This window comes from Micromonospora okii, assembly GCF_020884795.1.
Classification (GTDB): Bacteria; Actinomycetota; Actinomycetes; order Mycobacteriales; family Micromonosporaceae; genus Micromonospora; species Micromonospora okii.
This window is the reverse complement of record NZ_BBZF01000017.1, coordinates 271,940-284,686: the sequence shown is the minus strand read 5'-3', so window position 1 is coordinate 284,686 and position 12,747 is coordinate 271,940. Positions and strand designations below refer to the sequence as shown.

Below are 12,747 nucleotides of genomic sequence, written 5' to 3'. Positions count from 1 at the left end.
GCCCGCCATCATGCCGCAGCCGGACACCGGACAGTAGGGTCGGCGACCGCGCTGGAGAGGGTGAGCTGCCAGTCCGTCCAGGCGTCGACGGGGCGGAAGCCGAGCTGCTCGTTGATGCGGATCATGTGGGCGTTCTCCGCCGCGTTGAAGGTGTCCACCGCCCGCAGCTCCGGCTCGTGGGCGAGGGCGTACCGCAGGTTCTCGCTCTTCACGAGCAGGCCGAGCCGGTGCCCCCGGTGCGCCGGGTCGACGATGGTGATCTGCTGGAACGCGTGCCACGGCACACTCGCGCCGAGGTCGAGCAGCGTCCAGGCGACCAACCGGCCGGAGGCGACGTGCACCGCGCCGTGGTGGTAGCGCCGCCGCCCCCGGGCGTCGAGCCCCCGCTCGGTCTCCCGCAGCCGCGCCACGTCGACCCGCTCCGGCTCCCACTCCACCTCGCCGAGCGGCGCGTCGGCCATGAGCCGGCTGTCGAGGTAGGCGACGTCCGCCGCGTACTCCTCGGGGGTGTGGTCCCGCCAGCGGACGGCGCGGTAGCCGGCGGCCCGGGACGCGGCGTCTGCCGCCTGCACATCGAGCGCGGCCCGGTCGAGGCGGTCGACGTGGAGCCGTCGGCGTACCACGGCGAGCGCCGCCCGCGCGCCCACCGCCGCCGCGAACGCGTCGCCCGCTTCGTCGCGCCGGGGCCCGCCGGGCAGCCCCGACACGGCCATCGCGACGACCCGCTTGCGCCCGCGTGCGCGCAGCAGCCCCAGGCCGTGCGCGTGCAGCGCCCGGCCGACCCCGCGCCGCCGGTACGCGGGGTGCACGAACAGGTCGGCGGTGGCGTTGTCGGTGTTGTCGAGCTGCGGCAGGAACAGGGCGAGGTAGCCGGCCGGTTCGCCGTCCCACCGGGCCAGCGCCCAGACCGGCGCGATGCCCGGCATCGGGTTCCGGAGCCCCGCCTCTAGCCGCCGGCGGCACAGCGGCGGGAAGTCGGGGACGTCGCGCTCGTCGGCGGCGGCCCTGATCCGGTACGCCGCGTCGAGCGCGGCCTGGTCGGCCTGGTCGATCGGCGCGATCGTGATGCCCATGTGACCGAGGGTGGCCCGGAAACGACGATCGGGCCAGCGAATTTCTCGCCGGCCCGATCGGAGGCTGGTCGGGAGGGACGATCGCACAACGCCTCCGGCGTTGGGTCGTAAGAACTAAAAGTCTTCGGCGACACGCCCTCCCGCACGGAGCATCTTGCGCCGTCCGGTTCCTGCCGTCAAGTCCCCGGCGACGGTTTTTCTCACCGAGGGCAAAGCGGCGGTCACCCGCCGACTCCGCCGAGTCCCCCGACCGGGCGACTCGCCCCTCGCCCGCCCGGCCGAAGCGGATCGGCCGGGCGGACGGGCGTGACGGGCGGTTCGGGCGCGCGTGGCGGCCGGTTCGGCCGGGCGGGCGTGCGTGGCGGTCGTCCCCGCCGGGCGGGCGTGCGTGGCGGTCGTCCCCGCCGGGCGGGCGTGCGTGGCGGTCGTCCCCGCCGAGCGGGCGTGCGTGGCGGTCGTCCCCGCCGAGCAGGCGGGCAGGCGGACGGATCAGCCGAGCAGGCCGGCGTCGCGGGCGGCGCGCAGGGAGGGCTTGACGCGGTGGGTCGGACCGACCTGGGCGGCGACGGCATCGAGGGTCTTCAGCCCCTCGCCGGTGTTGAACACCACCGTCTCCGCCGCCGGATCGAGCCGGCCGGACTCGACGAGCTTGCGCAGCACCGCCACGGTCACCCCGCCGGCCGTCTCGGCGAAGACCCCGGTGGTGCGGGCCAGCAGCCGGATGCCGTCGCGGATCTCGTCGTCGTCCGCGTACTCCATCCAGCCGCCGGTGCGCCGCACGGCCTCCAGCGCGTACAGGCCGGCGGCCGGGTCGCCGATGTTCAGCGACTTGGCGATGCCGGTCGGCCGGACCGGGGTGATGGTGTCGCTGTCGGCGTGCAGGGCGGTGGCGATGGGGTTGCAGCCGGCGGACTGGGCCCCGAAGACCTTCCAGCCGCCGGCCGGGGCCTCCACCAGGCCGATCTCGACCAGCTCGGCGAACGCCTTGTCAATCTTGGTGAGCAGCTCGCCGCTCGCCATCGGGATGACCACCTGGGCCGGGATGCGCCAGCCGAGCTGCTCGGCGACCTCGTACCCCAGGGTCTTGGAACCCTCGGCGTAGTACGGCCGGACGTTGACGTTGACGAACGCCGTGTCCTCGAACTCGTCGGTCTCCACCAGCTCGCCGCAGAGCCGGTTGACGTCGTCGTACGAGCCGTCGACGGCGACCAGCTCACCGCCGTAGACGGCGGTGGTGACCACCTTGCCCGGCTCCAGGTCGCTGGGGATGAAGACGATCGACGGGACCCCGGCGCGGGCCGCGTGCGCGGCCACCGAGTTGGCCAGGTTGCCGGTCGAGGCGCAGGCGAACCGGGTGAAGCCGAGCGCGCGGGCGGCGGTGAGCGCCACCGAGACCACCCGGTCCTTGAACGAGTGGGTCGGGTTGGCGCTGTCGTCCTTGACCCAGAGCGGGGCGGTGATGCCCAGCTCGGCGGCGAGGTTCGGGGCGGCGACCAGCGGGGTCAGCCCCGGGTCGACGGTCACCCGGGTGGCCGGGTCCTGGCCGGCGGGGAGCAGGGCCGCGTACCGCCAGAGGTTGCTCGGCCCGGCCTCGATCTGCTCCCGGGTGACCCGGGCCAGGGCCTCGGCGTCGTAGTCGACCTCGAGCGGGCCGAAACACTCGTAGCAGGCGTGCTGCGCGGCGAGCGGGTAGCGGGCGGAACAGGCCCGACAGACGAGGGCACGGGCGGGGCTGACGGTGGTGTCGATGCCGTTGGCGGTGCCGGTGGTGGTCGTGGTGGTGCCGGACGCGGCGAGGGTCGACGTCATGTCGAGGATGTCCTCTCATCTTTCCCCGCATCGCACCCTGCGGCGGGGACGGAATTGGCACCTGTCCGTGCCGCTCGTCGTCGAGCGCGCGGGTGGTTGCCGGGGCTTCGTCGGGCCGTATCCCTCTGCCCCTCTGGATGAGGTATTCAGTTGTGCCGCCGATTCTACGGCCGATCGCCGCGCCGGTCACCCCCGGGTTCCCAGCGGATGGGGTCCCGCCCGTGCTGGCCGGCGGTTCCTACGCTGGCCGCGTGACGCACCCCACGGCGCCCGGCGCGCCCGGGCCACCTCCGAAGCCCGCCGGGCTCGGCCGGACCGCCCGCATCGTGATCGTCGTGGTCGCCGTGGTGACGCTGGTCTGCTGCGCGGGCTCGATCGGCGGCGGCTTCTGGCTGTTCAGCACGGTGCGGGAGGCCACCGCGCCGGCCCGGGACGCCGCGACCGCGTACCTGGACGACACGAGGGCGGGCGACCACCCGGCGGCGTACGCCCGGCTCTGCCAGCGGCTGCGCGAGCGGTCGACGGAGGAGGAGTTCACCCGGCTCCGGCCCGGGGGGTGATCGACCGGAGAACACGGGCCGGGGCCGCCGGCGGCATCCCTCGCCGGGCCGGCGGCCCCGTTGCGCTTCGCGCGGTCCACGCCGCGCCGGTCGGTCAGGCCGACACGGACGCCCTGTCCGCAGCCGGGGCCGCGACGGGAGGCTCGCGGCGGCGGCGCAGCAGTGTGTCCAGCGCCCAGGTGCCCGGGCCGAGCACCGCGACGAGCATGAACGACCAGCAGAACAGGGCCGCCAGTTCGCCGCCGTTGCGCAGCGGCAGCAGCGCCTCGGGCTGGTGCACCACGAAGTACGCGTACGCCATCGAGCCGGACGCGAGCAGCGCGGCGGGCCGGGTGAAGAGCCCGGCGAGCACCAACGCGCCGCAGGCGGCCTGGATCAACGCGGCCCACCAGCCTGGCCACTGGCCGAACGGGACCGCCTGGCCGCTGCCTCGGGCCCCGCCGAACACCCCGAACAGCGACGAGAGCCCGTGGCACAGGAAGAGCAGGCCGAGGACCATGCGAAAGAGGGAGAGGACGGGTCCGCCGAGCCGATCGAGATTCATGGAACACCTCCATTGAGACGGGTAGATTTCAACAGAGTGCGACATGAATTTGAACAGGTCGATGTGATCTCTCGTTGTGGGAACGCTTGCACGCCAACGCAACCGGCGGGCACCCACGCCCCCGCCCGGCGCGCGACGGACCAGGGCAATGCCCGACGAATTCCGACCGCCGCCCAAGAGGCTCGTCCGCAATCCGCTGCGCCTGTGATCAGTCACGCGAAGGCCAGGCGAACCGCGGCCGGCCCGGCCCCAGCCCTCCAGAAACCCCGGCAACGTGAACCTTGGTACGAATCGGCCCCCGGAGGGGCTGTTCAGTACCAAGATCTGCACCCGCCCCTGGCAGCCTTCCACCAGGCCCCGGGTTAATCATGGGGTTGACGGCAGTCAGGGAGATCGAAAGTGCCGCCAACTCCATGATCAACGGAGTCCGGGGGGTGGGGTGGGGGCGGGTGGGTCAGCTCGTGACGTCCTTGCGGGTGAAGCGCCAGAAGGCCACGGACCAGAAGAGGGTGGCGTAGGCGATGGCCGAGATGCAGCCGCGTACCAGGTCGTCGGTCTGCACCGGGGTCGACAGCAGGCCCAGCCAGGCGTTGGCGTAGTGGGTGGGGAGGAAGGACCGCACGGCGCCCAGCGCCTCGATCTGGTCCAGGATGCTGGACAGGATCCACAGCAGCACCGCGCCGCCCACCGCCCCCAGCGCCGCGTCCGTGACGACCGAGAGCAGGAACGCCAGCCCGGCCACCGCCAGCAGGACCACCGCCAGGTAGCCGAGCACGGCCAGCAGCCGCAGCAGCCCCTCGCCCGGGTCGAGCTGGGCCGACACCTGGCTGCGCAGCGGCTCCCAGCCGTACCGGAGGGTGCCGGCGAGCAGGGCGGTGCCGGCGAGCAGCAGCAGGGCCAGGGCCGAGTACGCGAGCGCCACCAGCAGCTTCACCGCGAGCAGCCGGGCCCGGGGCACCGGGATCGCCAGCAGGTAGCGCAGGCTGCCCCAGCTCGCCTCGCTGGCCACCGTGTCGCCGCAGAACAGCGCCACCACCACGACCAGCAGGAACGACGCCGAGACCAGCAGCGAGAAGAGGGTGAAGTTCAGCCCGCCCGAGGTCGCCAGGTCGGCGAGGCTGGAGAACTCGCCCCCGCCGCCGTCGCGGTCGTCGTCGCCGGCGTCGAACTGGAACGCGATCAGGATGATCAGCGGCAGCAGCACCATGAACCCGAGCGCGAGCTGGGTGCGCCGCCGCGACGCCTGCCGGCGGAACTCCGCCGCGAACGGCAGGGTCGCCGACGGCCGGTAGCCGGCCGCCGCGCCCACCGTGGAGGACGACTGCCCCATCACCGGTCCCCGCTTCCCCGAGAGTTCTCGCCCACCAGGGCGAGGAACGCGTCCTCCAGGCGGCGGCGCGGCACCACCCGGTCCACCCCGATCCCGGCCCGGACCAGCTCGGCCACCACCTCGCTGCGCGCGGTGCCGTTGGTGTCCACCACGAGGTTCCCCTCCGGGTCGGGCAGCACGGTCACCCCGTCCAGTCGGCCCAGCACGTCGCGCGCGGCGGCCGGGTCGGTCACGTCGAACAGCACGCTCGGCGACTCGCCGACGATCTCGGCGACCGGGCCGGACGCCACGATCCGCCCCTTGTTCACCACCACGGCGTGGGTGCAGGTCTGCTCCACCTCGGCGAGCAGGTGGCTGGAGACCAGCACCGCCCGGCCGTCGGTGGCGTAGCGCTGGAGCACCCGGCGCATCTCGGCGATCTGCGGCGGGTCCAGGCCGTCCGTCGGTTCGTCGAGCACCAACAGCTCGGGCAGGCCGAGCATGGCCTGGGCGATGGCGAGCCGCTGCCGCATCCCGTGGCTGTACTTGCGGGTCTTCCGGTGCACCGACTCGCCGAGCCCGGCGATCTCCAGCGCCTCGTCGAAGTGCGCGTCCGCCCAGGGCCGCCCGGTGGCCCGCCAGTACGCCTTCAGGTTGTCCAGGCCGGACAGGTGCGGCAGGAAGCCGGGCCCCTCGACCAGCGCACCGATGCGGGACAGCACCGGCGAGCCGGGCACCAGCCGCCGGCCGAAGACGTAGATCTCGCCGGCCGTCGGCTGGGTCAGCCCCATCAGCACCCGCAGGGTGGTGGTCTTGCCCGCGCCGTTGGGCCCGAGCAGGCCGACCACCTGGCCGGGGTGCACCTCGAAGTCGACGTTCGACACGGCGACGAAGCCGTCGGCGTACTCCTTGCGAAGCTGCCGGACGGCCAGCGGGACGCCCGCGTACTCCGGGTGCACCGAGCTGTCCTGGCGGCGGTGCCGGCGGCGGGCCAGCAGGACGACCACGACGAGCCCGACGACGACGGCCGCGAGCAGCCCGGCGAGCACCCAGCGCCACACGGTGGCGGCGGTGGGGATCGGCTCGCCGGTCACGGTGGGGAGCACGAGCGGGGCGTCGCCGGCCGCCACGGTGTAGACGGTCGGCTGGGCCGGCGTGGTGTACGCCTGGTCGGTGCTGGCCACCGTGATCCGCAGCCGGTGCCCGGCCTCGACCCGGCGGACGATCCCCGGCAGGGTCACGGTGACCGGCTTCGCGGCCCCGATCTCCGCCGGCAGCCCGGTCAGCCGGACCGGGGCGACCAGCCCGTTCGGCAGGGTCGCCGCGCCGCCCGGGTCGACGTCGTAGAGCTTGACGAAGAGCACCGCCTCCCCGGTCGGCGAGGCCGCCCGGATCGAGAACGTCGGCGCGCCGGTCACGTCCACGGCCTCGGTCAGCGGGGCCGACTCGAACCGGGCGTGCTGGCCCGGTACGTCGCCGGCCACCCCGTCGAGCAGCGAGCCGAGCGCCCCGGCGAACGGCACCGAGGAGATGGCCGCCGGGTTGCCGTTCGGCGGGTTCGCCACCGGCTGCGCGGGGCCGGTCACCGCGACCTCCCGGCGGTCGTCCCCGGCGAGGCCGGGGTAGTCGGCGGTGCGGTAGCCGGTGGCGACCAGGCCGCGCTCCAGGGCGTTGAAGCCGGCCACCCGGGAGTACGTGAAGTCGTCGCCCGGGGCCGGCCCGTCGCCGGTGACGTAGTGGTCGAGCCACTGGAGAGTCAGGTACTTCACCCGGTCGGAGTCGCTGGTCGGGCCCGCACCGCCGTCGTGGCCGCCCGTATACCAGGCGACCCGGACGGGGGTGCCGTTGGCCGCGATGCCGCGCGCGTTCGCGTCGGCCTCGGCGAGCGGGAAGAGGCTGTCCGCCGTGCCCTGCACCAGCAGGGTCGGAGCCTTGATCCTGTCCAGCACCCCGGCGGGGCTGGAGCGGCGCAGCAGCTCCACGTCGGCCGGCTCGGCCCGCCCGGTGGTGGCGATCCGCAGGTACGCGGCGCAGACGTCGGCGGCGAACCGGCCGCAGGCCGGGTCGGCGGCCCCGGCCGGGGCGCGACCGGAGCCCGTGCCCGGCCCGGTGCCCGGCGTCGGGCTCGGCGGCCCCGCCGAGGCCGGGTTGCCCTCGGGCTCGGCGGCCGAGCCGCCGGAGAGCCCCGCCGGCCCCGAGCCGGCGTTGCCGCCGCCGCCGAAGAAGATCCCGGCCCAGCCCTTCTTGAACACGCCGGACGTGGCGGGCCCGCCGGTGCTCTCCGGCAGGAACGCGCGGGACAGGTCGTTCCAGGTGATCATGGGGACGATCGCGTCGACCCGCCGGTCCTGCGCGGCGAGCAGCAGCGCCAGGCCGCCGCCGTACGAGCCGCCGACCACCCCGACGCGGGGGTCGCCCGGGGCGTCGGTGCGCACCTCCGGGCGGGCGGCCAGCCAGTCCAGCAGCCGCTCGGCGTCGCGCACCTCGTGGTCGGGGCTGTCCAGGTGGATCTGGCCGCCGCTGCGGCCGAAGCCCCGGGCGGTCCAGGCCAGCACCGCGTACCCCTGGGCCGCCAGGTCCTCGGCGTCGGCGCGGACCGACTCCTTGGTGCCGCCGAAGCCGTGCGCGAGCAGCACCGCCGGCACCTTCCGGCCGGCCGAGGCGTCGTCCGGCAGGTAGAAGGTGGCGTCCAGGTCGACCGGCTCGTCACCGGCCGGGCCGGAGCGGACGGTGATCCGCGCGGATTCGGTGCGGAAGCCGGCCTCGCCGGGCCGGGCCGCCCAGAGCGCGGCGGCGGCCAGCAGCACGACGGCCACCGATCCGGCGACGATCCGACGGCGGCGGGTGCCCAGGGCCCGCCGGACCGGCGCGGCCGACGAAGGCGATCTCATGCGGCCACGGTACGGGGTGTTTCCTGAGCGTCGGCTGGGATCCTCGGTACGTCGTTCGATCCCAGGTGGGGCCGGGTGCGGGGCGGGGGAGGCGGGCGGCGGCTAACCTCGGGCGGGTGGCCGCACCCGACCTGACTCTCACCGCCAGCCTGCGCCCCGCCGCGCTCGACGGCCGACGCGGCGTGGTCCGGCTGCACCCGGAGGTGCTGACGGCGCTGGCGCTGCGACCCGGCGACCCCGTCCGGCTCGCCGGCCGGCGGGTCACCGCCGGGATCGTCGCGCCGGCCGGGCCCGCCGCGAGCACCGCCCTGCTCTACGCCGACGACCTGCTGCTGGGCAACCTCGGCGTGCGCGACGGCGGGCAGGTGACGGTGAGCCCCGCGCCCGTGGTCCCCGCCCGCCGGGTGACCCTGGCCGGGCCGGTGCAGGTGGTCGCCGCCGTCTCCCCGGAGATGCTGCGGCTCGCGCTGCTCGGCAAGGTGGTCACCGCCGGGGACGACGTCTCCCTGCTGCCCCAGGACGTGCTGCCCGACGCCTCGGTGCGCGCCCTCGTGGAGGCCGCCCGGCGCAGCCTCTCCAGCAGCGTCGGATACGCCTGGACGAGCACGCTGCTCACCGTGACCGCCGCCGAGCCGGACGTCGCCGCGCTGGTCACCATGGACACCGTGGTCGGCTGGGACCACGGCCCGGCCACCCGTACGGGCGGCCGGCCCGCCGTGGACGTCCCGGCCGGCCGCGGCGTCACCGGGGCATCCGGCGACAGCGCCGCCGACCCGGCGGGCCACAGCGCTGCCTCGCTGCGGGGCGCGGCAGGGGTCGAGGGCGCGGTCCGGGCCGAACACACCGCCACGGCCGGGGACACGCCCGCCGGGGGCGACGACGCGCCCACCGTGGACGAGCTGCCCGGCCTGCGCGCGCAGGCGCAGGAGCTGACCGAACTGCTGGACCTCGGCTTCCACCACCGGGAGGTGCTGGGCCGGCTGGGCACCACCGTGTCGCTCGGGGTGCTGGTCGCCGGGCCGGCCGGGTCGGGCAAGTCCGCCCTGGTCCGGGCGGTCGCCGCCCGGGTGGGGGCCCGGGTCTGCCCGCTCTGGGCGCCCGAGCTGGCCGCGCTGAGCAACGACGCGGCGGCCCGGCGGCTGCGCGCCGCCGCCGACGAGGTGCGCGCGAACGGCCCGGCGGTGCTGCTGGTCACCGACGTGGAGGCGCTCGCCCCGGCCGACGAGCCCGGCCCCGTGGCGACCGTGTTCCGGCAGGTGCTCGCCGAGACCGTCCGGGCCGGGGCGGCGGTGGTCTGCACGACCGGCCGCCCCGAGTCGGTCGACCCCGCGCTGCGCGCACCGGACCTGCTCTCCCTGCGGATCACCGTGCCGCTGCCCGACCAGGCGCTGCGCCGGGAGCAGCTCACCGTGCTGACCCGGCAGGTGCCGCTGGCCGACGACGTGCGCCTGGACGAGGTGGCCGGGCGTACCCCCGGGTTCGTCGCCGCCGACCTGGCCGCGCTGGTGCGGGAGGCCGGGGTGCGGGCGGCGCTGCGGCAGCGGACGGCCGAGGCGCCGACGGTGGCGATGGGCGACTTCACCGCTGCCCTGGAGGTGGTCCGGCCGACCACGATGGCCGCGTCCACGCTGGAGCTGGCCGACGTCACCCTCGACGACGTGGGCGACATGGTCGAGGTCAAGGAGAAGCTGACCGAGTCGGTGCTGTGGCCGCTGACCTACCCGGACACCTTCGCCCGGCTCGGCGTGCAGCCGCCGCGCGGGGTGCTGCTGTACGGCCCGCCCGGCTGCGGAAAGACGTACCTGGTCACCGCGCTGGCCGGCTCCGGCCGGGCGAACGTGCTCTCGGTCAAGGGCGCGGAGCTGCTGTCGAAGTGGGTCGGCGAGAGCGAACGGGCGGTGCGGGAGCTGTTCCGCCGGGCCCGGGAGGCCGCCCCGACGCTGGTCTTCCTCGACGAGGTGGACGCGCTCGCCCCGGTGCGCGGTCAGGCCAGCGACGGGGGCACCACCGACCGGGTGGTCGCCGCCTTGCTCACCGAGCTGGACGGGGTGGAGTCGCTGCGCAACGTGGTGGTGATCGGCGCGACCAACCGGCCGGACCTGGTGGACCCGGCGCTGCTGCGCCCCGGCCGGCTGGAGCGGCTGGTCTACGTGCCGCCGCCGGACGGGGCCGCCCGCGCCGAGATCCTGCGCGCCGCCGCCCGGAACGTCCCGCTGGCCGACGACGTCGACCTCGGCGCGCTCGGCGAGGGGCTGGACGGCTTCTCGGCGGCGGACTGCGCGGCGCTGGTGCGGGAGGCGGCGCTCGCCGCGATGCGCGAGTCGCTGACCGCCTCGACGGTCACCGCCGCGCACGTCGAGACGGCGCGGGACCGGGTCCGCCCGTCGCTCGACCCGGGCCAGGTCGCCTGGCTGGCCGCGTACGCGGAGGCCCGCGCGTCCCGCTGAAAGCGCCGGCCCGCCCCGGCGGGGCCGCTCCGGGCGGCCGGTCGGGTCGGCCGGTCGCTCGGGTCGGCGCGGGCAGGTCGGCGCGGTCGGTCGGGTCGGTCGGCGCGGTCGGTCGGGTCGGTCGGGTCGTCGGCGCGGCCGGTCGGAGGCGGCGGTCGGTCAGTCCGTCGGCAGCAGCGGACCGAGCGGGCCGAGGTCGAGGTTCAGGTCCTCGGGCTCCAGGCCGAAGTACTCCCGCAGCCCGGTCATCTGCTCCTCCAGGGCCATCAGCGTGACGCCGATCCGCTCCACCTGCTCGTCGGTGAGGTCGCCGCAGTCGACCCGGCGCAGCGCCTGGCGTTCCATGAGCTGCCGCAGCAGCTCGATCACGGTGAGCACGAGGCTGGCCAGCCCCCGCTCGACGGAGTCCCGGTCCACGGAGAGCCGCTGGTCCAGCGGCGTCACCCGGGGCGCCCGCCACTGCGACACGTCGAGGGCGGCGACCAGTTCGCCCGCCTCGTCCCACCGGACGATCCCGCCGGGCCCGGCCGTGGCGTCCCCGGCGCGGTCGGGGCCCGTCCCGGTCATCGCGCCGCCCCACCGGGCGGGTACGGCCCCACCGGCTCCGGCGTCCCATCCGACTGCGGCGGTCCTTCCGGCTGTGTCGCTCCTTCCGGCCCCGGCGTCCCTCCCGGCCCCGCTGGACCTCCCGGCCCCGCTGCCCCTTCCTGCTCCGGCCGGACGAGCGCGCCGGCCGAGGCGACCAGCGCCCGCAGGGAGATCCGCACCAGGTCGACCTCGGCGATGGCGATGGTGATGTCCCCGGAGACCACCACGCCGCTGGCGAGCACCCGGTCGAGCACGTCCACCAGCGCCACCGGCCGGTACGCCAGCGGGTCGTCCGCGCTGCTCGGCGCGAGGGCGGTGGTCACCATGCCGGCTCCCGGACGGTCAGCGCCGGCTCCGCCGGGCGGTCCTGGGCGAAGGAGTACGCCGGCCAGGGGCCGGTGAGTTCCAGGCGCACCTCGGGGTGGCGGCCGGCCAGCGCGGCGACCAGGCCGGTGAACCCGTCGAGGGCGGGCACGTCCACCAGGTACGCCCCGTTGAGCACCATCGCGGTGGCCGCGCCGGAGAGCCGGCGGTCCTGCGGGGCGTGCCGACGGGCGTCCACCACGTACCCGGCGAGGGCCTCGTGCACGGTCGCGGCGGCCTCGGTGGCGATTCGCTGCCCCTCGTCCCGGGCGGTGAGCGCGGCCCGACGTCGCCGCAGGTACGCGACCCCGGCGCCCTCGGGCGCGGCCCCGTCAGCGGCGGCGGCACGGACGGCCGCGCCCGGCACCGCGTACCCCTTGACGCCCCACTCGGCGCGGCCGGTGAGCCGGTCGAGGGTGGCCGCCAGCTCGGCCCGGCGCTCGGCGAGCAGCCGGGCGACACCCCCCTCGTCGCGGTAGACGGTGGCGAGCCGGGTCGGCACCACCGCGCCGGCCCGGGACAGCGCGGCCACCACCCCGTGGTGCGTCCGCGCGGCCCGCTCCAGCCAGGCCAGGTCCTCCAGGTTGCGGCGCAGCGCCTCCTCGCCGTACTCGGCCGGCGGCGCGGCGCTCACCACCGCGACCAGGCCGGCGGCCGACACGGCCCGCAGCGGCCCGCCGTCCATCCCGCTCCCGGCGGCCAGCGTCGCCGGGTCGACCTCGCGGGTCACCCCGTGCAGCCAGCACCCGGCGGCGTCCCCGGCCGGCTCCGCGCCGCCCGGTGCCGGCTCAGCGGTCCAGCTCATCCCAGCCCTCCCCCCGCACGGCGGCCTTCCGCTCCACCCGGGGTCGGCGTTCGGCGTCGACCTCCTCCGGGTCGCGGAAACCCGGCTCCACCGGCGGGCGGGCGCGCGAGCTGAGCCACGGATCGTGCTCCCACCAGTCGATGCCGATCTGCCGCGCCGTGTCCACCGACGCGATGACCAGGCGCAGCTTCAGCGTCAACAGCTCGATGTCGAGCAGGCTGACCCGGATGTCACCGGCGATCACGATGCCCCGGTCGAGCACCCGTTCGAGGATGTCGCCGAGGTTCGCCGGCTCGTGGCCGGCCGGCAGCACCTGGCCGGAGTTCTGCACCACCGAGGGGGTGCGTGGGTTCGTCAT

At 75.9% G+C, this 12,747-nt stretch carries 11 protein-coding genes and 1 riboswitch; of the genes, 2 read left to right on the top strand and 9 right to left on the bottom strand.

Going from position 1 to position 12,747, the window contains the following annotated elements:
• Nucleotides 1–8: 8 nt before the first annotated feature.
• A complete protein-coding gene (locus LPU43_RS14985) occupies nt 9–1,073 on the bottom strand; it encodes a GNAT family N-acetyltransferase (RefSeq protein ID WP_229401023.1) in 1,065 nt (354 codons plus the stop codon).
• A 489-nt stretch (nt 1,074–1,562) separates the two neighbouring features.
• Nucleotides 1,563–2,882, bottom strand: coding sequence for a threonine synthase (gene thrC, locus LPU43_RS14980; protein ID WP_229401022.1), 1,320 nt, complete (start codon nt 2,880–2,882; stop codon nt 1,563–1,565).
• 12 nt (nt 2,883–2,894) lie between these two features.
• Nucleotides 2,895–3,026: riboswitch (SAM riboswitch) on the bottom strand.
• Nucleotides 3,027–3,133: 107 nt separating this feature from the next.
• Here thrC and LPU43_RS14975 point away from each other — a divergent pair.
• Nucleotides 3,134–3,442: a hypothetical protein gene (locus LPU43_RS14975; protein WP_229401021.1), complete on the top strand. Its 309-nt coding sequence runs from the start codon at nt 3,134–3,136 to the stop codon at nt 3,440–3,442.
• Nucleotides 3,443–3,536: 94 nt separating this feature from the next.
• Here the strand turns inward: LPU43_RS14975 and LPU43_RS14970 are convergent, their stop codons facing one another.
• The 3 genes from LPU43_RS14970 to LPU43_RS14960 form a co-directional block, all read right to left on the bottom strand.
• The gene (locus LPU43_RS14970) at nt 3,537–3,986 is read right to left on the bottom strand and encodes a DoxX family protein (RefSeq protein WP_229401020.1); all 450 of its coding nucleotides are present in this window, start codon (nt 3,984–3,986) and stop codon (nt 3,537–3,539) included.
• Between the two features lie 454 nt (nt 3,987–4,440).
• Nucleotides 4,441–5,316, bottom strand: coding sequence for a DUF2705 family protein (locus tag LPU43_RS14965; protein WP_229401019.1), 876 nt, complete (start codon nt 5,314–5,316; stop codon nt 4,441–4,443).
• Nucleotides 5,316–8,186: an alpha/beta fold hydrolase gene (locus LPU43_RS14960; protein WP_229401018.1), complete on the bottom strand. Its 2,871-nt coding sequence runs from the start codon at nt 8,184–8,186 to the stop codon at nt 5,316–5,318. The genes LPU43_RS14965 and LPU43_RS14960 overlap by 1 nt, the downstream gene beginning before the upstream one ends.
• Nucleotides 8,187–8,302: 116 nt before the next feature.
• On the opposite strand from LPU43_RS14960, the gene LPU43_RS14955 reads away from it, so the two are divergent.
• Nucleotides 8,303–10,633, top strand: a complete 2,331-nt coding sequence (locus tag LPU43_RS14955; RefSeq protein ID WP_229401016.1) for an AAA family ATPase — start codon at nt 8,303–8,305, stop codon at nt 10,631–10,633.
• A 159-nt stretch (nt 10,634–10,792) separates the two neighbouring features.
• Here the strand turns inward: LPU43_RS14955 and LPU43_RS14950 are convergent, their stop codons facing one another.
• Genes LPU43_RS14950 through LPU43_RS29035 form a run of 4 tightly spaced genes read right to left on the bottom strand, consistent with a single transcriptional unit; the run spans nt 10,793 to nt 12,747 of the window.
• Nucleotides 10,793–11,200, bottom strand: a complete 408-nt coding sequence (locus tag LPU43_RS14950; RefSeq protein ID WP_229401015.1) for a gas vesicle protein K — start codon at nt 11,198–11,200, stop codon at nt 10,793–10,795.
• Nucleotides 11,197–11,547, bottom strand: a complete 351-nt coding sequence (locus tag LPU43_RS14945) for a gas vesicle protein (RefSeq protein WP_229401014.1) — start codon at nt 11,545–11,547, stop codon at nt 11,197–11,199. The genes LPU43_RS14950 and LPU43_RS14945 overlap by 4 nt, the downstream gene beginning before the upstream one ends.
• Complete coding sequence (locus tag LPU43_RS14940) at nt 11,541–12,389, bottom strand: GvpL/GvpF family gas vesicle protein (protein ID WP_229401012.1); 849 nt, start codon at nt 12,387–12,389, stop codon at nt 11,541–11,543. Before LPU43_RS14940 ends, LPU43_RS14945 begins: the two co-directional genes overlap by 7 nt.
• Entirely contained in the window at nt 12,373–12,747 is a 375-nt protein-coding gene (locus tag LPU43_RS29035) for a gas vesicle protein (protein ID WP_229401011.1), read from the bottom strand. The genes LPU43_RS14940 and LPU43_RS29035 overlap by 17 nt, the downstream gene beginning before the upstream one ends.